Below are 23,063 nucleotides of genomic sequence, written 5' to 3' on the forward strand. Positions count from 1 at the left end.
CGGGCCCGCGGTCAGCCGAGGTCCACGCGCGCGGCAGAGGTGTCGTCGAGGAAGCCCCCCGACTGGTGCTGCCACAACTTCGCGTAGGCGCCCTCGGAGGCGAGCAACTCCTCGTGCGTGCCGCGTTCGACGATGCGTCCGCGGTCGAGGACGACGAGCTGGTCCATCGTCGCGACCGTACTCAGCCGGTGCGCCACCACGAGGGCCGTCCGGCCCGCCATGAGCCGCCACAGCGCCTCTTGGACGAGGATCTCGCTCTCCGAGTCCAGGGCGCTGGTCGCCTCGTCGAGCAGCAGGATCGGCGCGTCGCGCAGGATCGCGCGGGCGAGCGCGACGCGCTGGCGCTGTCCGCCGGACAGCTTGACGCCGCGCTCGCCCACCATGGTGTCGAAGCCGTCGGGCAGGGTGTCGGTGAACTCCGTGACGTGCGCTGCCTCGGCCGCGCGGCGGATCTCGGCCTCGGTGGCGTCCGGCCGGGCGAAGGCGATGTTGTCCCGCAGGGTGCGGTGGAACATGGCCGGGTCCTGCGGGACGTAGGCGATCAGGCTGCGCAGGTCGGCCTGGCGCAAGTGGGTGATGTCCTGGCCGCCGATCAGGATCCGGCCGGATTCGATGTCGGTCATCCGCATCAGCAGCCGGGTGAGCGTGGTCTTGCCGCCACCGGACCGGCCGACGAGGCCGATCTTCGTCCCGTCGGGCACGTCCAGGTCGAGGCTGTCGAAGAGCGGCTTGCCGCCGCCGTGGGCGAAGCTGACCCGCTCGAAGCGGATGGCGGAGGACCCGGGCCGCAGCGGCTCGGGGAATGCCGGGTCGAGTACGGTCGGCGGCGTGAGCAGCAGTTCGGTGAACTGCGCGGCCTCCGTCATCGAGCTCTCCATCCGGCGGTAGATCTGGTTGAACTCGAACATGATCCGCGTCGCGCTGGCGTAGTAGGTGAAGGCCACGATGACCGCTTCCACGCCGTGTTCTCCCCCGCCGAGCGTGACGGCGAGCAGCAGGCCCAGCGCGTTGGTCAGTACGGACATCGGCGCGACCAGCGTGTCGATGCGGAGGTTGCCGTAGTCCCAGGAGCGCAGGGTGAGCCGGCGCGACTCCGCGACGCGCGATCGGTGCTCGGCCGCCTCGCGTTCCTCGGCGGCGAAGGCCCGGACGGTATCCATGTTCATCAGGCTGTCGGCGACGTGGCCCGACATCCTGGCGATCGCCTCCTCGCGCTGGGCGACGAGTCCTTGGCGGCGCCGGATCAGGGGCGCCACGCCCAGTGCCGTCACGGCGATCAGGATCAGGAGTCCGGCCACGAGCAGCGGGTCGTACTGCCACAGCACCACGGAGGCGAACACCAGCGGTACGAAACTGCCCATCACCGAGAAGGTCAGGGTGTCGACGAGGTCCTCGAAGCGGGAGGCGAAACTGAGCACCCGCTTGGTCAGCGATCCGGCGAAGTTGTCGTGGAAGAACGCGGCGTCCTTGGCGAACAGTTCGTCCATGCCGACCACGTACAGGTGCTCGATGCCGCGGGCGTCGAGGCGGTTGAGGCAGTGGAGGCCGAGGCGCCACAGCGCCTCGGCGAGGAGCAGGACCCCGGCGAAGCCGAGGAGGTACGGCAGCATCGCGTCGACGGCGGTGCTGCCACCCCCGGCGATGCGGCCGACGAGTTTGGCGACGATCAGCGGCGCGATGTAGTTGATTCCGATGTTGCCCAGCGCCGGGAGCAGCATCGCGGGTGCGGTCAGCCATCGAAGGCGGACCAACTCCCGTCCGTAGTAGCGAAGTGCGAGGATGACCGGGCCCTTGCCCGGTGGACTTTCGGGCGGTTCAGGCATTCCCATTGCAACCCTGTGCTGTCGTGTGCGGGCGGTTTGCAGGAACCGGAAGTGTCCCGTGGCGCTGGCCGCGCGGTCCAAGGATTTTCCCCGGATGGCGGTACCTCGTACCCGTTCGCGCCCGGGAGCGGCCCCCTGGAGAGCTCGCGCCGAGTGTGCGGCTGCCGCTTACGGGACGGGCCGCTGCTGCTGCGTGACGGAGTGAATCCCGCCGCCGCCAATGCCGAACCAACCCCTCGGAAACAACCCGCGCCCGCTGATCCCCTATCCCCCGATCAGAAGATCGGGGCGCATCCCCGCAGGCGCGGGGAGCAGATCGCCTCGGCCAGGGGCACCTCGGCGCGGGTGGGTCCATCCCCGCAGGCGCGGGGAGCAGTCCGCTGAGGGCTCACCACACGTCACCTCCAGAGGTTCATCCCCGCAGGCGCGGGGAGCAGTACGAGCTCGCGATCTTCGTGAAGTGGGGCGGGGGTTCATCCTCGCAGGCGCGGGGAGCAGATCGCGCCGACCGTCCGCCGACCCTTGGTGATGGGTTCATCCCCGCAGGCGCGGGGAGCAGACGGCGCCGGGCAGGTTCAGGATCGTGGTCCCGGGTTCATCCCCGCAGGCGCGGGGAGCAGCCGGACCCTCCCCCGTCCCCTTTGAAGCGGAGGGTTCATCCCCGCGGGCGCGGGGAGCAGTTCGAGCCCCGGGGCGGGCTCTTGTCCACGTCGGGTTCATCCCCGCGGGCGCGGGGAGCAGCAGGATCCGCAGCGGCGGCAGCTGTACTGCCGGGGTTCATCCCCGCAGGCGCGGGGAGCAGAGCGACGTCCTCGAAGGCCGCCTCGACGCCTGGGGTTCATCCCCGCAGGCGCGGGGAGCAGGTGTTGGGGTGGCTGCCCTGGGCCTGGTTCCTGGGTTCATCCCCGCAGGCGCGGGGAGCAGCCATCGAACTCCGGGGCCCCGAGCAGCTCCTCGGGTTCATCCCCGCAGGCGCGGGGAGCAGGAACTGGATGTCGATGGATCCGGCGATGTTGGCGGGTTCATCCCCGCAGGCGCGGGGAGCAGCCTCCTTCGGGTGGCTCCAGTGTGGCAGGGCAGGGTTCATCCCCGCAGGCGCGGGGAGCAGGGGAAGCGGTGGGCGCGGATGGTGCCGTCGCCGGGTTCATCCCCGCAGGCGCGGGGAGCAGATGGCGTCCCGCTTGTTGGGAATGACGTCGCTGGGTTCATCCCCGCAGGCGCGGGGAGCAGTCGAGGGCCGGGCCGTGGCCGGCCTTCTCCGTGGGTTCATCCCCGCAGGCGCGGGGAGCAGCCCGCTCGATGGCAGCGAGGCCCGCGCCGATGGGGTTCATCCCCGCAGGCGCGGGGAGCAGATGGAGACCCTGCCCGAGGCCCTGGCCGCCATCGCGGAGACGGGTTCATCCCCGCAGGCGCGGGGAGCAGCTCTCCGGGGGCGAGTCGGGCGGCGGAGAGTAGGGTTCATCCCCGCAGGCGCGGGGAGCAGAGGACAACGACAAGCGCGCCTACGGCCGACGCGGGTTCATCCCCGCAGGCGCGGGGAGCAGCAGGCGGGCCAGGCGCTGGTGGAGCTCCTGGACGGGTTCATCCCCGCAGGCGCGGGGAGCAGGGCGTTCTCCTCCTGGGCGTCGGCATGACGGGGGGTTCATCCCCGCAGGCGCGGGGAGCAGCTCACGATCAATACGTTGAGATGCTCAATCGCGGGTTCATCCCCGCAGGCGCGGGGAGCAGGTGTGCGGGCGGTCGACGGGCACGGGTGGGCGGGGTTCATCCCCGCAGGCGCGGGGAGCAGCGGCGCAGCGCATGCGTCGCCTCGTTCAGCATGGGTTCATCCCCGCAGGCGCGGGGAGCAGGGCGTCGACGTGGCGGCCGACGGCGGCGACGAGGGTTCATCCCCGCAGGCGCGGGGAGCAGGAGATCGCCGCCCAGTTCATCGCCGACATGGGGGGTTCATCCCCGCAGGCGCGGGGAGCAGGTACCGGCTTACGACCATCCCCGCGATTTCGAGGGTTCATCCCCGCAGGCGCGGGGAGCAGATGAGACGTACTCGGGGAGACGAGTCGGGCACAGGTTCATCCCCGCAGGCGCGGGGAGCAGGGTGAGGAGGTGATCTGTGATGACGTACCTGCGGGTTCATCCCCGCAGGCGCGGGGAGCAGGCAGCCGCGCTCCTCCTGCTCCTCGTCGGCGAGGGTTCATCCCCGCAGGCGCGGGGAGCAGACTGGCTGACCTGGCACTTTATGGCGGTCGCGGGCCGCTTTGCAGCACTTCCCGAGAAACCGACACTCCGGGCATTAGGGCAACTGTCACACGTAACGCGCTCATCTCAAACGCTTCAGAGCCGAAGAAGGCCAGCAGGCTCACGACACGCCCCCGACCACTCTGCGCCTTCCGGAACTTGGCTGCATCGGGGTCTGGGCCTTCTACTTGAAGGCGTTCGTACGATGTCGGGCCGTCGAGAGCGCCGCTGGGCAGTGATGGTTGCATCAGTCCTCCCACTCACGGAGTTCGTCGTTCAGGGCGCCAGTATCGTCGACAATGACAGCGGCGAGCATGCAGTGGGACTCCTCTGCGTCGATGCGTCGTAAGCGTTCAACCTTGGCGTTGAAGTGCAAGGAGCCCGGCTGGATGTAGGTGTGGGCGATTCGATGCACTTGTCGAGCATGTACCGGTGGACGACAGGCGGCCGCCCCGTAGGGCTCGACTGGGAGATCTACCGACGCCGCAACGAAGCGAAGAGAACGGCAAACCGACCGAAAGGCTTCGGTGCGGTGGCGACCAATACGACGAGCGGGTCTACGTCGAGACGGACGTCCATCCGCTGGGCCTCCTTAACAGCCTTCAGCTTCTCCACGAACATCGTGGCGACGGCGCCGAGTGCGACCCGCTGGCTTTCAGCCAACCGATGTTCAGACGGGTGTGCACCGGGCGGTACCGGAGAACGCAGGAGCCCGACTCGCTGCCAGTGAACGCATCGTCGTCCTGCTGGCCACACTCACCGGGATGTTCTTAGAACGTGCACACATCATTGCCGCACCACGTCGCTCGCGCCCCAGCGATCCACGACCGGTCGGACACGGCCTGACGGAGAAGGCGATCGTGGCGGCGCGCCGTGGAGCCGGGGCCGGTCTGTGCACGACGGCTGCTGCGGCCGGCACCTACCGCCGGCTTGGTCCCGCATGCTCGTGGCCGACAGCTCGGGCCGGTCATCCTGCTCCCTGCCCTGCAGGGATGACCCCTGTGCGTGCACTGGTCGAGGGGGCCCTCGACCCCTGCCCCCTACCTCTGGGGGGCAGAGGGACACAACCGATCGCAGGGCAGGGTTTCAAGGCGACTTGGAACTCTCCTTGTTCAGGTCGGAGCCGCACAAGGCCTTTCAGTAGAAGCCCACTTGCACGCATCGCCGTTCGTGTAACGTGCCGCTCCTGACGGAGCTTCACGACCTCATGACTCCGTCCAGTCAGACGCAACAGCTCAGGCCGAACCCGTGTCCTCGCGCGACGTGTCGGGTCCGGCCCGAACACTCCTGAAGGGGCGTTCTCGTGTTACCTCCCATGGACCCCCAGGTCAGTAGCGGGCAGCAGCCACAGTCGTGGCTGCTGCCCGTTCTCGTCGCCGTACTGGCAGGAGGGGGAGGGTCTCAGCTGCTCAGCTGCCCGTGGATGTCGGCGTCCGGCTCACTGTGGTGATCGTGATCGTGCTGGCGGTCGTCCGCACTTCACTCCGGCGAGGGATCGCGTAGAAGCCGTGGCCAGCACACAGTAGGGCGCCACCCGTTCATGGGTCCCGGTGTTCGAACAGGGCTCCGGGACCGTCCCTGCGGGGCGCCATGGCACGGTCGGTCGACAGCGAGCAGCACGAAGAGCGCAAAGAGCGCAAAGAGCGCGAACAGCGCTCTGGGGAAGGGTTCGATGCAGGGCAGCACAACGCCGCACTGGAGTGCGCAGCTCACGTCCGAGGCGCGCGTGGTGTGGGCCAAGCACGACCGGAAGACTGAGAAGTGGCTCCCGTTGTGGCGTCACATGGCCGATTCCGCGGCCGTGGCGGGACGGTTGTGGGACGCGTGGGTTCCGCGTCAGGTGCGCGAACTCGTGGCCGGTGACCTGCCCGGCGGCCCCGAGGACGCGAAGACGCTCGCCGTCTGGCTCGCCGCCGTGCACGACATCGGAAAGGCGACACCGGCCTTTGCCTGCCAGGTCGATGTGCTTGCCGGCCGAATGAGCGATCGCGGGCTGAAGATGCCCACCCGCGAGCAGCTCGGGACCACGCGAAGCCGTGCGCCGCACGGTCTGGCGGGGCAGGTACTCCTGGAGGAGTGGCTGGAGCGGCAGGGTTGGCCGCCCCGTAACGTCATGGCGTTCGCGGTACCGGTGGGCGGGCATCACGGGGTCCCTCCGACGCACGAGCAGTTCCATGATCTGCGCCGGCACAGCGAGCTCTTGCGGACGCCGGGTTCCAGTGAGGGGCTTTGGCGTGCGGTACAAACCGAGCTCCTCGATGCCTGTGCGGCTGCGTACGGAATGCGGGAGCGGAGTTCCCTGTGGCAGGGCGTGAAGTTGTCGCAGCCCGTCCAGGCCATCCTGTCCGCCGTGGTGATCGTCGCCGACTGGATCGCCAGCAATCCGAATCTCTTCCTCCTCTTCCCTGAGGACCAACACCGGGACGAGGCCGACCGGATCGATGCCGCGTGGCGCGGTATCGGTCTTCCACGCCCCTGGTCAATGGAGGGTACGGAGACTCCAAAAAGCACGGAGGGTCCGGAGGGTACGAAGGCTCCAGAGGGTACGGAGGGTACGGCGCAGAAGCTCTTCGCCACGCGATTCGGTCTGCCGTCCGTCCGGCCCTTGCAGGAGGAAGCGGTCCGGGTCGCCCAGGAGTCGGATGCGCCCGGCTTGATGATCATCGAAGCGCCGATGGGCGAGGGGAAGACGGAGGCCGCGTTCGCCGTGGCGGAGGTCTTCGCCTCGCGTTCGGGGGCCGGGGGGTGTTTCGTCGCGCTCCCGACCCGTGCCACGTCGAACGCGATGTACGGGCGCGTGCGTCGGTGGTTGGAGCGTCTACCGGGGGACGTGGACCTGACGGTCTTCCTCGCCCACTCCAAGGGTTCGCTCAACGACGACTTCGCGAGGGACATGCGGGCCGGCGCCCGCACCGTTGCCGCGGTCGACCTCGACGCGGTGTCCTGTGTCGCGTCCTCGCGTCGCGAAGACGTGTGCGCCGCCCCGGGTCAGCTCGTCGCCCATCAATGGCTCCGGGGCCGGAAGAAGGGAATGCTCGCGCCCTTCGTCGTCGGCACCATCGACCAGTTGCTGTTCGCCGGGCTGAAGAGCCGGCACCTGGCCCTTCGGCACCTCGCTCTCGCCGGGAAAGTCGTCGTGATCGACGAGGTCCACGCGTACGACGCCTACATGAACGAGTACTTGGAACGCGTGCTGTCCTGGCTCGGGGCGTACAAGGTGCCCGTCGTCATGCTGTCCGCCACCTTGCCCTCGGGGCGCCGCCGGCAGCTGGCCGAGGCCTACGCAGGCACAGCGGATCCCCGTCCTGAACTGGAGGCCGCCGTCTCCTACCCGCTGATCAGCATGATCACCCCCGGCCGGAATTCTGTCGTCAGCGCACCGCCAGCAGCCGCGGACCGCCGTACAGAAGTCGTGGTGGAGCAGCTCGGTGACGACCTGGGCGTTCTCTCGGACCGATTGTGGGAGGAATTGGGCGATGGCGGCTGCGCGTTGGTCGTGCGCAACACCGTCGACCGCGTCCTCCAGGCGGCGGAGGTCCTGCGCGAACGGTTCGGTGAAGGGGCGGTGACGGTCGCCCACTCCCGGTTTCTCGACCTGGACCGGGCGCGCAACGACGACCGGCTCGTGACCGGGTTCGGCCCTACGGGTTCGCGGCCGACGGGGCCGCACGTCGTCGTCGCCAGCCAGGTCGCCGAGGCTTCGCTCGACATCGACTTCGACATCCTGGTCACCGACCTCGCTCCCGTCGATCTCGTCCTACAGCGGTTGGGGCGGCTCCACCGGCACCAGCGCGGCCTGGGCCAGGCCGACCGCCCGCCTCGTCTGCGGGTGCCGCGGTGTCTGGTCACGGGCGTCGACTGGGAGGCGACGCCTCCGGCGCCGGTCAACGGTTCGGTGTCGGTCTACGGTCGACACACCCTGCTGCGCTCCCTCGCCGTACTCCTCCCGTATTGGAAGGCACGGCCGGTCGTACTTCCGGATGACATCAGCACACTCGTGCAGACCGCCTACGCGGACCGCCTCCGTGCACCCCGGGACGACTGGGCCGATGCGATGGCCGCCGCCGCCGAAGAGCACGAAATCGCCGTCGCCAAGCAGCAACGCGCCGCGCAGGTGTTCCGGATCGCCGAGGTCCGCAAGCCGGGGCGGTCCCTGGTGGGCTGGATCGACGCCGACGTGGGCGACGCGGACGACACCCGGGCCGGGCGCGCCCAGGTGCGGGACAGCGACGAGAGCCTGGAAGTCCTCGTCATCCAGCGGCGCGACGACGGCACGTACGCGACATTGCCCTGGCTCGACCGGGGGCGCGGCGGGCTGGACGTGCCGGTCGACTCGGTACCACCCCCTCGCACGGCCCGTGCAGTCGCGGCCAGCGCCCTGCGCCTTCCGTACCACTTCTCGAAGCCTCGAGTGATCGACCGCGCCATCGAGGAGCTCGAGAGATTCGGGCCCCGAGCGTGGCAGACACCGGAGTGCCATTGGCTGGCCGGCGAACTGGTCCTCGTCCTCGACGAGGATTGTCAGACCCGGCTGGCAGGCTTCGAAGTGAACTACAGCGTGGCCGACGGGCTGGAGATCAACCCGGCCGGGGCCAAGGACGTGAGGTTGGTGAAAGGTGTGCCCGGTTTCGACTTGGTCTCCCGCCCTTGGTTACCCGTCCAGTTAGGCGACGGCACCGCAACGGAGCTCTCCTTGAAGGAAGTCTTCGTACGCGCCGGCGAGGTGCGAAGACTGGTGGGGGACGTACCGTCGCAGGATTTCGCCCTGCTGAGGCTCCTGCTGGCGATCCTGCACGATGCCGTGGACGGGCCTGAGGACCTCGATGCCTGGCAGGAGCTGCACGACAGCCCGGAGCCGTTCGCCGGCATCCCGGCCTATCTCGACCGTCACCGCGACAGGTTCGACCTCCTTCACCCCACTCGGCCGTTCTTCCAGGTGGCCGGCCTGAGGACGCAGAAGGACGAGGTCACCTCGCTGAACCGCATCGTCGCCGATGTCCCCAACGGCGACCCCTTCTTCACGATGCGCCAACCCGGCGTCGAGCAGCTCTCGTTCGCGGAGGCGGCACGATGGGTCGTACATGCCCACGCCTTCGACACGTCCGGCATCAAGTCGGGTGCCGTGGGAGACCCCCGGGTCAAGGGCGGCAAGGGCTACCCGCAAGGAGTCGGGTGGGCGGGCAACCTGGGCGGCGTCTTCGTCGAGGGCGACAGCCTCCGACAGACCCTGCTGCTCAACCTGGTGGCGTCCGAAGCGCACGCGGTCACCGTGGACAAGGACGACAGGCCGGCCTGGCGCCGGGAACAGTGCGGGCCGGATGTGCAGCAGGGCCTGGAGTCCCGGCCCACCGGCCCGCGGGACCTGTACACCTGGCAATCGCGACGCATCCGCCTGCACCACGACGGTCGTGCCGTCCTCGGCGTCGTCCTGTCGTACGGCGATCCTCTGTCTGCGCCCGACAAGCACGTGTACGAGCCGATGAGCGGCTGGCGGCGCAGCCGGCCCCAGGAGAAGAAGCTGGGCCGCACACCGGTCTACATGCCCCGCGAGCACGACCCGACTCGCGCCGCGTGGCGCGGCCTCGCGTCGCTGCTCATGTCCGAGGCCGAGCAAGGTCCGGGGCAGCGAGCCGAGCCGGCCGACCAACTGCGGGCGGGGGTGCTCAAATGGGTCGCCGAGCTCACCTACGAACGTCTGCTGCCTCAGGACACGCTCATCAGACCCCGTCTGATCGGTGCGGCGTACGGCACCCAGCAGTCGGTCATCGACGAGATCGTCGACGACGGCCTCACGATGTCGGTCATCCTGCTCCACGAGCAGGACCAGCGGTACGCGACCGAGGCACTGGGGGCTGTCGAGGACAGCAACGCCGGGGTGCGGGCCCTGGGTGACCTGGCGGCCGACCTCGCCAAGGCCGCGGGCCGGGATCCCGAAGCACCACGTGGGACGGCCCGGGACCTGGGCTTCGGCCTACTGGACGGCCCCTACCGACAGTGGTTGGCCGGCCTGGGCACGGCGATCGATCCGGGGGCGGCCCGAAGGGCGTGGCAGATGGCGGCCCACCGGATCCTGCGGGAGACGGCTGACCGGCAACTGGCTGCCTCGGGTGAGAACGGCTGGCTGGACAACGCCGCCTCCGAGCGGGTGTTCCGCGCTCGGCTCAACAGGGCGTTCCCACTGCGCCACGACCCTGTGCCGGCCCCTGAGGGGGCCGGCATCAGCGAAGGAGTGTCCCCATGACCGACAACGCGCCTCCGGTCCCGGCTCCCGACCAGTCGCGAGACGCGCCACCGACGCCGGCACCGGCATCGGCATCGGCATCGGCATCGGCATCGGCATCGGCATCGGCATCGGTCGAAGAGTCCGGCCCCCTCCGTCTGGCCGTCAGCCGGCACATCCGGACTCTGCAGAGCGGGTACATCGATCCCGCTGACCGCGCCCATTCCGTGCAAGCCCTCGCGCGCCTGCGGCGGGGCGTAGGCCGTCAGCCGACGGAGACACCGGACCTATGGGGGATGGTCGGCGTCGAGGCCTTCCACACGGCGTACCTCGCCCGGCGGGGGCGGCCCGCCGGTGAAGCCGAGACCCTCCGGGCCGAGCGCTCCGCGCACGCCGCCGTCACCCTGTGGGCCGTGCACCAACAGTCCAACCGGTCCAGGGGCATGCACGTGGCCGGCGGACCGTCCCTGGGAACGGCCGTACGCCGGCTGATGTCGGGGACCGATGCGGACGATCCCGTCCGCAAGCGACTCGTACGCGCGGGAACCGCCAGCAGCCTCGATGTGCTGGCCCAGAGGCTGCGGGACCTGGTGACCTTGCTGCGCGCGGCGGAGGTCCCCCTCGATTACGGCCTGCTCGCCGAGCAGCTCGACCAATGGCAGCGGCCCGGCGGCCCCGGTCAGGTCCGTCAGGCCTGGGGACGCAGCTTCCACGCGTACCGTGCCCCGAATCCCAGAACGGCGAAGGACGGAGACGTTCCCGTCGTGCAGCTTGAGACCGCAGCGAACGAGATGAGGGAAAACGAGTGAGCCGCACCATCCTCGACGTACACATCCTGCAGACCGTCCCGCCGAGCAACATCAACCGAGACGACACCGGGGCCCCCAAGAGTGCCGTCTACGGTGGTGTACGCCGCTCCAGGGTCTCCAGCCAGGCATGGAAGCGTGCCACTCGCAAGGCCTTCGACGACTTGCTGGATCCGGCCGAGCTGGGAGTCCGGACGAAGAAGGTGGTCGATGCTCTGACGACGCGGATCACGGCCCTCGAACCCTCGCTGACGCCCGAACACGTGTGGCCGATGGCAGCCGAGCTGCTTCAGACGGCTACCGGCGCCAAAAGCGAGACACCCAGCCGGAAATCCGCAGGGAAGGACCCCAAGGACGACGAGCCACTGGCCCCCCAGTCCTCCTACCTGCTCTTCCTGAGCGCACACCAACTCGACGGGCTGGCGAAGCTGGCCGTCGAGGGCATCGGCAGGGGCACCGAGCCCAAGGTGTTCGTGAAGGACAAAGACGTCAAGGCGCGGGCCAAGCAGATCGCTTCCACCCGTCACTCGGTCGACATCGCGCTCTTCGGCCGTATGGTGGCAGACGCCTCGGACATCAACGTCGACGCCGCGGCCCAAGTCGCCCATGCCCTCAGCGTGCACGCCGTGGACATGGAGTCGGACTACTTCACGGCCGTGGACGACAGGAACACCAGCGCTGAGCCCGGCGCCGGAATGATCGGCACGGTCGATTTCAACTCGGCCACGCTGTACCGCTACGCCGCCGTGGACGTGGACCTGCTGGCGCGGAACCTCGATGCCGGCCTCGCGGACGGCGAACGCACCGGCGAACCGGTGCGCAGGGCGGTAGAGGCCTTCATCGAGGGTTTCGTGATGTCGATGCCCACCGGCAAGGCCAACACCTTCGGCAATCACACCCTCCCGGACGCCGTGATCGTCAAGCTCCGTTCCTCCCGTCCCGTCAGCTTCGTGGGGGCCTTCGAGAAGCCCGTCGTTCAACAGGACACTGGTGAAGGGCACGTCCGCGCCGCCTGCAAGGCGTTGGCGGACCACGTCCCCGCGGTCGAGAAGGCCTTCGGGGCCACCGCCGACCGCACCTGGATCCTGCGCGTCGGCGAGCACACCGACGACCTGGTCCCGCTCGGAACCCCCGTCGACCTTCGCCCGCTGGTCACCGCGGTGGGCGGGGCCGTCGCGGAACGCCTGGGGAAGGGGGCATGAGCACCGTCCTGGCCCTGCGTCTGGCAGGCCCCCTGCAGTCGTGGGGGGCCTCGGCACGATTCGCCCGGCGCACCACGGAGAGCGCCCCCACCAAGAGCGGCGTCATCGGCCTGCTCGCCGCCGCCCTCGGACGGGACCGCACCGCAAACCTCACGGACCTCGCCGCACTGCGCTTCGCCGTACGGATCGACCAGCCGGGCACCCGGCTGCGGGACTTCCAGACCGCCCGCCATGCGGACACCGACAAGGCGATGCCGGTGTCGGACCGCTTCTACCTCGCCGACGCAGTGTTCGTCGCCGCAGTCGGGGGCGATCACGCCCTGATCCGCGCGCTGCACGCCGCCGTACGGGCTCCCGTCCACCTCCCCTACCTCGGCCGCCGCTCATGCCCGCCGCAGGGACCCCTCGACCTGGGCACGAGGGACGTCGGCGATCCGGTCGAGGCCCTGAAGGCGGAGGAGTGGCAGGCGTCCGACTGGTACCGCCAACAGCGCCGCCACGACCGCACGGTCAACCTGACCATCCTGGGTGACGACACGACCGACGGCCGCCTCGGCGACACGCTCAGGGACCAGCCGATCAGCTTCGACCCGCGCCACCGCCGCTACGCCCTGCGCAGCGTGGTCTCCACCTCGATCGACGTACCCAACCCCCGTTTCAACCCGCCCGCCCGAAACCGGCGCCCTCCCGTACCCGTGCCTCGTCACGAGCCCGAGGCCCTGCTGTCCCGGATGGACGGTCTCCGATGCACCTGACCCGTTTCCGAATCAACACCGCTCGGCTCGGTGCCCGTAGCCTCCTCGCATCACCCCAACGCCTGCACGCCGCCGTGATGTCCTCCTTCGCCGGCGCGCTGCCCAGCGACACAGACCGTCCACGGCCCTTGTGGCGGCTCGACCGGAACGCCAAGGCGGAGGTCCTGCTGTACATCGTCAGCGAGGAACGCCCTGACCTGACAAACCTGGTGGAGCAGGCAGGCTGGCCCACGACCGCCGCCTGGGAGACCTACGAGTACGGAACCTTCCTGGCTGGGCTCCGCACGGGCGACGCCTGGGCGTTCCGCCTCACCGCCAACCCGGTCCACCACATCCGCCGAAAGGAAGGCGAACCCACCAAGCGCACGGCGCACGTGGGTCCCCGGCATCAAATGGGATGGCTGCTCGCACGGCAGGAAGCCGCCGGCTTCCGGATCCTGACCACTCCCCCCGAGCAACGGCGGCTACCGCAGGGCGACGAGTACCAGCTCGCGGTACGCGATGAACACAGGCACCGCTTCGAGAAGGCCGACCCCGTGGGAGGCCGGGCCAACCGCGTCCCTCTCGTCACCGTCACCTTCGATGGCCGCCTGGAGGTGACCGACCCCGACGCCCTCCGACGGACCCTCACCCTGGGCCTCGGCAAGGCCAAGGCGTACGGGTGCGGTCTGATGACCCTGGCCAAGGCCGCGTGAGACGTGGCCACCAGCATCGCTCAGCGCCGCGCCGTGTCCCCGCGCGAGCTCACCCGTGTCGCGGAACGCATCTCCTTCATCTATTTGGAGCGGTGCACGATCCACCGCGAGGACAACGCCATCACCGCCGAGGACGCCGACGGAACCACCCACATCCCGTCGGCGACCATCGGCACGCTGCTACTCGGACCCGGCACCCGCATCACCCACCAAGCGATGAGCGTGCTCGGCGAGAGCGGTGCCGCCGTTGCATGGGTCGGTGAACAGGGCGTCCGCTTCTACGCCGGCGGCCGTTCCCTCAACCGCTCCGCCGCGCTTGTGGAGGCCCAGGCCACCCTGTGGGCGAACCGGCGGACGCGCCTGGAGGTGGCGCGCTCCATGTACCGGCTGCGCTTCCCGGACGAGGATCCGGCAGGGTTGAACCGGCAGGAGCTCCTCGGACACGAGGGCCGCCGCGTCAAGGACTGCTACCGCGTCCAAGCACACCGTACGGGAGTGCCCTGGCGCGGCCGGCAGTACGTCCCCGGGGACTTCACCGCGGGCGACGCCCCCAACCAAGCGGTGACGGCGGCCGCCCAGTGCATGTACGGGATCGCGCACGCCGTCGTCGCGGCGATGGGCTGTTCACCCGGGCTCGGCTTCGTGCACTCGGGCCACGAACTGTCGTTCGTCCTGGACGTGGCCGACCTGTACAAGACGGAGATCGGCATCCCGGTCGCATTCGACGTAGCGGCCGAGAGCGCCGAGGACGTCGGTTCCCGTACCCGGCGCGCTCTGCGGGACAAGATCAACAAAGCCCGTCTGCTCGACCGCTGCGTCGACGACATCAAGGGGCTGCTCCTGGTGGGGCGTCCGGAAGCCGAGGCTCCCTCCGACCCCGCGGAAAACCCGGACCGGGTCGGTCTCCGTTCCGACCGTGACGTCGTCGTTCCGGCGGGCCGCAACTACGCAGACGAGGTGACCTGGTGACGGTGATCGTCCTGACCCACTGTCCCGTCGGTCTGCGAGGGTTCCTCACTCGTTGGCTCCTTGAGATTTCCCCAGGCGTCTTCATCGGCGGACCCTCGGCACGAATCCGCGAGACGCTGTGGGCCGAGGTCTGCGAGTACGCGGGCAACGGCCGAGCCCTGCTGGCGTACAGCTCGGACAACGAACAGGGCTTCGCCTTCGACACGCACGACCACAAGTGGAATCCCACCGACCGCGAAGGCGTCACACTGATCCACCGCCCGAACGAGCGCGCATCCACCACCTCACCGACGACCCGAGGCTGGAGCAAGGCCGCGAAGCGACGACGCTTCGGAAACGGATAACAGACCAAGAGCCCCAAATGTCCGATCCAGCGAAAGTAAGCCAAACCCGAGGCCTCCGCCTCCAGAACCCCAGGTCAGCCACCCTGCTCCCCGCGCCTGCGGGGATGTTCCCATCGGCGCCGACCAGCTGCTCACCCTCGACCACTGCTCCCCGCGCCTGCGGGGATGTTCCGCGAGCCTTTCCCGCAGGCATTGCTCACCACCCTGCTCCCCGCGCCTGCGGGGATGTTCCCTCGACCTTCCGGGGCCCGTACTTCGCGGTGGACTGCTCCCCGCGCCTGCGGGGATGTTCCGCGGAAAGCTCTCAACTCGGGTAGGGGCCTCGCCTGCGGGGATGTTCCCATCGTGTTGCCCCGCGCGCAGCCCGAGGTCGACTGCTCCCCGCACCTGCGGGGATGATCCCCACTTGTTGGCCAGGTACAGATCGTGGCCGTTCTGCTCCCAGCGCCTGCAGGGATGTTCCCGACCTCCCGGGTCCCGTGAAGTCGCTCACCGGCTGCTCCCCGCGACTGCGGGGATGTTCCCGGGGCCTGGCGGGCAGCCGGTCCGGTGCGTTAGTTGGTACGGACGTCGACGTGACCGTCGTGTCGATCGGCAAGTTGGCTTCGCACCGGGAGCCCGCGGTGAGTCGGCGCGGCTCCGCGACCTGTGAGCATTGGTCGGCGCGGCGCCGGGCCAGGAGTTCGGCCACGAGCAGCGGTGCCCGGGAGCGGCGGAGGGCCGTTCCGGATCGGTTCGGAACGGCCCCGTGGAGAGCTTGCGCCGTGGTGTGCGGCTGCCGGTTACGGGACGGGCTGCTGCTGGGTGACGCAGTGGATCCCGCCGCCCCCGGTGCCGAGCCGGTCGATGTTGAGCTGCTCGATGGTGCGGCCGGGGTAGAGCCGGGCCAGGGTGGCCTTCGCCGCGGTGTCGGCGCGGGTGTCGCCGAAGTGGGCGCTGATGACGGCGCCGTTGCACAGGTAGTAGTTGGCGTAGGAGGCCAGGAAGTCCGGGTTGGCGGAGCGGATCTTGTTGTAGTCGGGGCCCTGGATCTGGTCGACCGTCATGCGCGTCCCGTCGGCGGCGGTGGACGCGGAGAGGATCTGGTACTGCTGGCGGGCGTCCTTGGCGTACACGTCGTTGTCCTAGGCCAGGGGCATCTGGACGGCGGCGCGGCCGGGGGCGAGGAAGCGCGAGGTCGCATCGACGTGGTCGTCGGTGATGTCCTGGCCCTTGACCCCGTCGAACCAGATGACCTTGGAGGCGCCGTAGGCGGCGAGCATGGCGGCCTCGATCTGCGCCTGCGTCTTGTTGGGGTTGCGGTTCTTGTTCACCAGGCTGCTGCGGGTGGCCATCAGGGTGCCGGCGCCGTCCTGTTCGATCGCGCCGCCCTCGCCCACCAGGGCGGCGGCGGTGAAGGGGACCCCGACGTATGAGGCGATCCGGCCGGCGACCAGGTTGTCCCGGGAGTGGGCCTGCTTCTTGCCCCAGCCGTTGAAGTTGAGGCCGACGGCGTCCAGCCCGCCGGATCCGTTGGTGCGGAAGACGGGTCCCGTGTCGCGCATCCAGCAGTCGTCGACGGGGATGGCGCTGATGACGGTGACGGTGGAGCCGCACATCGAGCGGGCCTTGGCCGCGCTGCCGGAGTTGGCGCAGACGTAGACCGGCTCGTACTTGGCGATGGTCCGTGCGATGAGCGCAATGTCCTGCTGGACGCCGCCGAGCGTGTTGCCCCAGATCGAGGTGGAGTCCGGCCAGGCCATCCAGGTGCGGGTGTGCCGGACGTCCTCGATCGGTACGCGGAAGTACATGTACGAGATGGTGGTGGGGGCGCCGGTGATCCGCTTGTTCATGAACAGTGCGGTGGGCCATTCGGCGACCGGGATCCACAGCAGCTGTTCCGAGGCGTGGTGCTGCAGCTTGGCCTCGATGTCCACCCGCTGCTCGACCGGGTAGACGGCGCTCGCCTCGTCGACGAGCTTGTCGTACTCGGGGTCGCTGTAGCCGGCGAAGTTCATGTACGCGCCGGTCTTGAAGTTCTGCAGCAGGTCGAGCGGGTCGGTGATCGAGTCGTAGTAGGTGAGCGGGAACATGTCGATGCCCTCGCGCGCCTGGGGGTCGGTGAACAGCGCGGTGAAGGCGTTCGGAGCGATCGTCTTCAGCTGGATGTCCAGGCCGATCTGCGTGCCGGCCGCCTGGAGGGCGGTGGCGAGGAGGGAGACGTCCTGGCCGATGGAACTGGTGGCCACGGTCAGCGTCTTGCCGGTGGCGCCGGCCTCCTTGACCAGGGCCTTGGCCTTCTCGATGTCCTGGCCGGTGGGCGGCAGGCTGTCGAAGGCGGTCTTCAGGGTGCGCTCGGGGGCGGCGGCCCAGGCGGCGCGGGTGGTGAGGGAGTTGGTGACGGTGCCCGCCCCGCCGAGGCCGGCCTTGACGAAGCCGGAGCGGTCCAGCGCCAGGGACAGCGCACGGCGAACACGGACGTCGCCGAGGGGGCCCTGCATGTTGGTGACGTTGACGTTGACCGTGCTCAGGCCCTCGCCGAAGTAGAGGGTGCCGGTGCCGCTGCTCTTGAGGCGGGCGTAGCTCTCGGTGGGTATCAGGTAGCCGCCGTCGGCCTCCCCGCTCAGCATGGCGTTCGTCCGGGCGGAGGGGTCGGTCAGGACCCGGAAGACGGCCTTCTTCGCCTTGGCCTTCTTGCCCCAGTAGGCGTCGAAGCGCTCCAGCTCGATCGACTGGCCCTTGTTCCACGTACCGAGCTCGAAGGGGCCGCTGCAGCCGAGGCCGCCCGTGGTGCCGTAGTCCTTGCCGGCCGCCTCGACGGCCGCCTTGGAGGCGACCACACCGGCGGCGGTGGCCATGTACTGGGGGAACTGCGAGTCGGGCTTGTTGAGCTTGACGGTGACCTGCAGCGGGCCGCTCTTGGTGATCGAGGCGACGTTCTGGAACACCTGGGCCCAGGCGGCGGCGTTGTCGGGGTCGCGCTGGCGACCGAGGCTGAAGACCACGTCGTCGGCGGTCATCTCCTTGCCGTCGTGGAAGCGGACGCCGGGTCGCAGGTCGTAGACCCAGGTGGTGGGGTCCGGGTTGGACGCCTTCTGGGCGAGACCGGGCTCCGTGGTCAGGCCCGGGGTCCAACGCATCAGGCTCTCGCACACGTTGGACAGGACGGTGTTCTGCGGGTAGTCGAAGGCCACCGTGTAGTCGAGGGTGGGCGGTTCGGCGTAGACGGCCCAGGTGAAGGAGTCGATGTCGCCGCGGGCCTCGGGCGTCGAGGCCGACAGCTTGACGTCGGTGACACCGCCGGCGTTCTCCTTCGGCGGGCCGGAGCAGGCCGCGAGCAGGGAGACGGACGCCAGGGCGGCGGTCGCGGCTGCGGAAACGGGGCTGAGCCGGCCGCGCCGGCTGCGGAAGCGTCTGCCGGTGCGGGGCGGGGTGGTGGTCATCGTCGCGCTCTCTATTCCGTGAGGGATGCGGGGGGAGGAGCGGGCGGACCGCCGGAGCGGTCCGCCGGGAGCGGCCGGTTTCCCGGGTCAGACGGTGGTCCGCACTGCGGGGATCTGCTGGGTGATGCAGTGGACGCCGCCGCCGCCGAACGCGATGGCGAGGGCCCGTACCCCGATGACCTTGCGGCCCGGGTAGGCCGTGGCGATCACGGCGAGGGCTTCCTCGTCCTGGGGCACTCCGGCCACCGGGACGACGACGCCGCCGTTGGCGACGTAGTAGTTGAGGTACGACACCTCGATCTCGCCGTCGGCCAGGTCGGCGAAGGCGGTCTGCGGCACCTCGATGATCTCCAGGCGGCGGCCGCGGGCGTCGGTGGTGGCCTCCAGCACGGCACGGTTGGCGCGCATGCGGGCGTGGTCCGGGTGGTCCGGGTCGGAGGGCAGGGAGATGACGACCGTGCCCGGGGCGGCGAAGGCGCAGACACCGTCGACGTGACCGTCGGTCTCGGTGTCGAGCAGCCCGCCGTACGGGAGCCAGATGACCTTGGTGACGCCGAGCCGGGCCTTGAGCTCGGCCTCGATCTGGTCGCGGGTCATGCCGGGGTTGCGGTTCGGGTGCAGGAGGCACTGCTCGGTGGTGATCAGGGTGCCCTCGCCGTCGACGGTGACGGCCCCGCCCTCGAGGATCATGCCGGAGGGGATGCGGTCGACCCCGAGGTGGTCCAGCAGCAGGCCGCTGATCCGGTCGTCGGCGTCGAACGGGTGGTGCTTGCGGCCCCAGGCGTTGAAGCGGAAGTCCACTCCGGCGCGGTTGCCGTTGCCGTCGAGGACGAAGAGGGGGGCGGAGTCGCGGAACCAGGAGTCGTCGAGCGGCAGCTCGATGACGGTGACGCCGTCGCCGCACCGGGTACGGGCGTCCTCGCCGAAGCCGGGCGGGGCGACCATCGTCACGGGCTCGAACGCGGCGATGGCGCGGGCGACGTTCGCGTACTCCTCCTTCACGTCGGCGAGCACGCTGCCCCACAGGTCCTCGCGGGTGGGCCAGGCCATCAGACAGCCGTCGTGCTGGGACCACTCGGCGGGCATACGGAATTCGGTCATCAGACGTCTCATTTCTTGCGTGGGTGGAGTCTTCCATTCGACTGAAAATTCAGTCAAGAGCGAAGAGGTGGGACAGGGGTGGGAGCACGGGAGGACTGGAGGAAGCGACTAGGGGAAGTGGAGGGGGTCGGGGGCCCTGCCAGGCCGGAGCGGAGCGCAGGGGCTCGCCGTCCAGCGTCACGAGCCCGGTCCGGGCGTCCACGTCGACCTCGCGGAGGCGGGCACTGACGACCGCGCCTTCGGTCGAGTGCCGCGCGGACCGCGTACCGCGTACGGCGGCCCACGGACGGCGTACCGCGCACGACGGTCCGGCGGCGCCGGGTGGCCGGGATCCCGGAGGGGCCCGATCGGGCGGCAGCGCGACTGACGAAGGCGAGCGAGAGGTCGGGGGCGCCGGGCGGTGCGCACCGACCGGGGGGTCGGCCCCGTGAGCCGGGAAGCCGGGCTTCAGCACCATCCGGCCAGGAACGCGTACGCGTGCGGATCGATGTGCCGGCCGCCCGGCGCGCAGTGGTCGCCGTGCGAGGTCTTCTTCCTCACGCTCGACCCCCGCCCTCGTGTCCGACAGTGACGCCGAGGTGGCCGCAGGCGGCCGCCCTCGCCAGGGCGAGCGCCTTGGCTCCGGGTACGACCCGGGACCCGCCGACTGGGCCCGCCAAGCCGATCGCGATCCGGACTCCCCCTACGGGGACCAGCCCGACCTCGGCGGTGGCACCGGATTCGAACCGGGTGGAGGAACCGGCGGCCACCGCCGGTCGCGTCCCGTGGGCCGCCGCCCGGTCGAAGTCGAACCGCGGGTTCACCTCGAAGAAGGGGAAGGGGAAGGGGAAGGAGAAGGGGAAGTGCGGGGTGGCGCTCGCCCGCGCCGCGTCCGCGATCGGGGCGGTCGCCTCGGGGTCGAGCCGCGGGCCCCGGGCGTGCCGGACGGGCGCCGGGTCGACGGCGGGGCATGACGTCCCCCGACCGTCCCGCCCGGCGGCAGGGCCGGTCGAAACCATCATGGTCATTCCTTCCTCCAGAAGGCGGGCCAGGGTACGGCCGGGGCCGGGGCATCGCCGTCCGAATGCGTGGTGCGCGGGGCGGCGGCCGATGGCCGGTGGCGCGCCGGGGACGCCTCCAGGGGTGCATCGAGGAGTACGTCGAGGAGTGCGGGCCGGGGGCGGGCCGTGAGGTTGCACGGGCCGGTCGGCGGTCCGAAGGGCGGGAGATTCGCTCCGCCCTGCTCGGAATCCTCACTCTGGCATTGACTGAAAATTCAGTCAAGAGGCTCAACGGACCCGGATCCGCAAGGAATCCCGGGAGTCGGGCAGGAAACGCGTGGGAGTCGGGCGGGAGTCGGGCCGGAGTCGGGTGCGGGACCGGCGACCGGCGACCGGCGACCGGCGACCGGCGACCGGCGGGGGGTACACGGGGCCCACGGCCAAGGGTGGGGCGGCATCCGGGCAGTACCCGGGCAAGGCCGGGGCGGGCCGGGGGTCGCGGAACGGCCTCCGGCCCGCGGGTGTCAGTTCTGCCCGAGACCCGAAAGCTCGGCGTCGATGGCGCCCCGCATCAGCTCGCGGGCGTGGCCGATCTTGATGCCGCCGCTCAGCCAGCGCATGCTCAACCCCTCCAGCAGGGCGGTGAGCCGCTCGGCGGCCCCGGCCAGCGCGGATGCCGGCACCATCGGCTGGACCTGACCCAGCAGCGCGGCCACCTCCTGGACCCACACCAGGGTCGCCCGCGCCAGGTCCTCGCGCAGGACTTCGTCGAAGACGGCGCTCGCCCGCAGTTCGCCCCAGGCCGAGCTGTTCTCCCGTACCTCCACGGTGTCCTGGAGCTCCAGCAGGAGGGTCTCCTCCAGCTCTTCGCGCGGGGTCAGCGGCGGCTCGTCCGGATCGCGGTCGGTGGTGTACCGCTCGGCGCGGTCGTTGATGAACTCCAGCGTCTGACGCAGTACGCCCGTACGGTCCTTGAAGTGGTAGTAGATCAGGGCGGTGGAGACGCCGGCCTCCGCCGCGAGTTCCTCCACGCGCAGCCCGCGTACACCGCGGCGGGCGATCACCCGGGCGGCGGCTTCGAGGATCTGAGTACTACGAGACGACATGCTCCGCACCTTACCGGGATGATCGGGTGGGTACGTACGCGGCCCGTCACCAGCAGTGCCGGACGGCGCGCGGGCCGCCCCGGCGGGCGGGTCCGTCCGCGCCGGCCGGGGCGGCCCCGCCATCAGAGCGCCGGCGGCGCGGCCGGGTGGGACTGGGTGGCGCAGTGGATTCCGCCGCCACCGGAGGCGATGCCGTCGATCGGGAGCTGCTCGACGCGGTAACCGGGGTAGGCGGCCTGGAGGATGGCGTAGGCGACGCCGTCGGCATGGCCGTCACCGAACCGCGGCGCGATCACCGCGCCGTTGGCCGTGTAGTAGTTGGTGTAGCTGGACAGGAACTCGTCGCCCCGGCCGGTGATCTCGCGCCGGTCCGGACCGGGCAGTTCGGTGATGGACAGGCGGCGGCCCCGGGCGTCGGTGGCGCTCTGCAGGGCCCGCTTGGTCTCCTCGTAGACGGCCACCCACTTCTTGTCCGCGACGGGGCCGGGCTTGTCGAGGATGACGCGGCCGGGACCGATGAAGCGGGCCAGGCAGTCGATGTGGCAGTCGGTGATGTCCTCGCCGGCGAGGCCGGGCACCCAGATCACCTTGTCGATGCCGAGCGCCGTCTTCATGGCCTGCTCGACCTGGGCCTGGCTCATGCCCGGGTTCCGGTTGGCGTTCACCATCGAACTGACCGTGGCCAGCAGGGTTCCCTCGCCGTCGGTCTCCAGCGAGCCGCCCTCGCCGACGAAGCCGGCCCGGATCCGGTTCACCTCGTACTCGGCGAGGAGCGTGCGGGCCGCCGCCGCGTCGTTGGCGAAGGGCTGCGCGAACTTCGTACCGGCCTTGCCCCAGCCGTTGAAGTTGGTATCCACACCGGCGACGGCACCCGGGGCGACGACGAAGGTGGGGCCGAAGTCCCTGATCCAGAGGTCGTCATTGGGGATGTCGATGACCTGGATGCCGTAGTAGGCGCCCAGTCCGCACTGGTAGCGGGCCTCGGCGACCTGGCCGGGGCGGGCCAGCACCACGACCGGCTCGTAGCGCGAGATCGTGTGGGCCACCTCGGCGATGTCCCTGCGCACCGCCGAGAGGCCGCTGCCCCACACCGAGGAGAGGGCCGGCCAGGCCATGTACGTCCGGATGTGCCGGTCGGTCTCGGCGGGCATGCGGAGCATGTCGGTGCCGTTCTGGGCGGCCGAGGCCGTCTGCACCAGCGGGGGGAGGGCGGAGCCGAGGGCCGCGAGCGGCACGGCCGCCGCGCCGAACTGGAGCACTCGGCGGCGAGAGGTGCGGGGGTTCATATCCATGGTGACTCCCTGATGAGGAGGGGCGGGATGGACGGCATCCTTGCCTTAACTGAAAATTCAGTCAACCTTCCCTGCGTGTCGGACCTGCCATCTGAACCCGATTCCGCTTCCGG

Annotated in this window: 13 protein-coding genes, 1 pseudogene and 1 CRISPR repeat array; of the genes and pseudogenes, 7 read left to right on the forward strand and 7 right to left on the reverse strand. The window is 70.1% G+C overall.

Translation table 11 applies throughout. The features are described from left to right. Positions 1 to 11: 11 nt before the first annotated feature. Together OG207_RS08110 and OG207_RS08115 are read right to left on the reverse strand one after the other, a co-directional pair. Positions 12 to 1,829: an ABC transporter ATP-binding protein gene (locus tag OG207_RS08110; protein ID WP_329097237.1), complete on the reverse strand. Its 1,818-nt coding sequence runs from the start codon at positions 1,827 to 1,829 to the stop codon at positions 12 to 14. A 280-nt stretch (positions 1,830 to 2,109) separates the two neighbouring features. Beyond that, positions 2,110 to 4,039: a CRISPR direct-repeat array (repeat unit 29 nt; unit sequence GGGTTCATCCCCGCAGGCGCGGGGAGCAG). Positions 4,040 to 4,305: 266 nt separating this feature from the next. Further along, complete coding sequence (locus OG207_RS08115) at positions 4,306 to 4,473, reverse strand: hypothetical protein (RefSeq protein ID WP_329108302.1); 168 nt, start codon at positions 4,471 to 4,473, stop codon at positions 4,306 to 4,308. Positions 4,474 to 5,730: 1,257 nt separating this feature from the next. Between OG207_RS08115 and casA the strand changes: the two genes are divergently transcribed. The 7 genes from casA to cas2e are packed head-to-tail and all read left to right on the forward strand — an operon-like array spanning position 5,731 to position 15,049. Next, entirely contained in the window at positions 5,731 to 10,299 is a 4,569-nt protein-coding gene (casA, locus tag OG207_RS08125) for a type I-E CRISPR-associated protein Cse1/CasA (RefSeq protein WP_329097239.1), read from the forward strand. Beyond that, entirely contained in the window at positions 10,296 to 11,087 is a 792-nt protein-coding gene (gene casB, locus OG207_RS08130; RefSeq protein WP_329097241.1) for a type I-E CRISPR-associated protein Cse2/CasB, read from the forward strand. Before casA ends, casB begins: the two co-directional genes overlap by 4 nt. Further along, complete coding sequence (gene cas7e / locus OG207_RS08135) at positions 11,084 to 12,286, forward strand: type I-E CRISPR-associated protein Cas7/Cse4/CasC (RefSeq protein ID WP_329097243.1); 1,203 nt, start codon at positions 11,084 to 11,086, stop codon at positions 12,284 to 12,286. The genes casB and cas7e overlap by 4 nt, the downstream gene beginning before the upstream one ends. Continuing rightward, the gene (cas5e, locus tag OG207_RS08140) at positions 12,283 to 13,041 is read left to right on the forward strand and encodes a type I-E CRISPR-associated protein Cas5/CasD (protein WP_329097245.1); all 759 of its coding nucleotides are present in this window, start codon (positions 12,283 to 12,285) and stop codon (positions 13,039 to 13,041) included. The genes cas7e and cas5e overlap by 4 nt, the downstream gene beginning before the upstream one ends. Further along, positions 13,032 to 13,736: a type I-E CRISPR-associated protein Cas6/Cse3/CasE gene (gene cas6e, locus OG207_RS08145; RefSeq protein WP_329097247.1), complete on the forward strand. Its 705-nt coding sequence runs from the start codon at positions 13,032 to 13,034 to the stop codon at positions 13,734 to 13,736. Before cas5e ends, cas6e begins: the two co-directional genes overlap by 10 nt. 3 nt (positions 13,737 to 13,739) lie before the next feature. Continuing rightward, positions 13,740 to 14,705, forward strand: coding sequence for a type I-E CRISPR-associated endonuclease Cas1e (gene cas1e, locus OG207_RS08150; RefSeq protein WP_329097249.1), 966 nt, complete (start codon positions 13,740 to 13,742; stop codon positions 14,703 to 14,705). Then, positions 14,702 to 15,049, forward strand: coding sequence for a type I-E CRISPR-associated endoribonuclease Cas2e (cas2e, locus tag OG207_RS08155; RefSeq protein WP_329097251.1), 348 nt, complete (start codon positions 14,702 to 14,704; stop codon positions 15,047 to 15,049). The genes cas1e and cas2e overlap by 4 nt, the downstream gene beginning before the upstream one ends. 782 nt (positions 15,050 to 15,831) lie before the next feature. On the opposite strand, the pseudogene OG207_RS08160 reads toward cas2e, so the two are convergent. From OG207_RS08160 to OG207_RS08180, 5 genes and pseudogenes are all read right to left on the reverse strand, one after another. Further along, positions 15,832 to 18,471: pseudogene (locus OG207_RS08160) on the reverse strand (agmatine deiminase family protein). Between the two features lie 87 nt (positions 18,472 to 18,558). Beyond that, a complete protein-coding gene (locus tag OG207_RS08165) occupies positions 18,559 to 19,572 on the reverse strand; it encodes an agmatine deiminase family protein (RefSeq protein WP_329097253.1) in 1,014 nt (337 codons plus the stop codon). 536 nt (positions 19,573 to 20,108) lie between these two features. Then, complete coding sequence (locus OG207_RS44025; RefSeq protein WP_443072686.1) at positions 20,109 to 20,573, reverse strand: urease subunit beta; 465 nt, start codon at positions 20,571 to 20,573, stop codon at positions 20,109 to 20,111. Between the two features lie 503 nt (positions 20,574 to 21,076). Beyond that, positions 21,077 to 21,658: a TetR/AcrR family transcriptional regulator gene (locus OG207_RS08175; RefSeq protein ID WP_329097255.1), complete on the reverse strand. Its 582-nt coding sequence runs from the start codon at positions 21,656 to 21,658 to the stop codon at positions 21,077 to 21,079. 122 nt (positions 21,659 to 21,780) lie between these two features. After that, complete coding sequence (locus OG207_RS08180) at positions 21,781 to 22,950, reverse strand: agmatine deiminase family protein (RefSeq protein ID WP_329097257.1); 1,170 nt, start codon at positions 22,948 to 22,950, stop codon at positions 21,781 to 21,783. Positions 22,951 to 23,063 lie beyond the last annotated feature (113 nt).

This window comes from Streptomyces sp. NBC_01439, assembly GCF_036227605.1.
GTDB lineage: Bacteria > Actinomycetota > Actinomycetes > Streptomycetales > Streptomycetaceae > Streptomyces.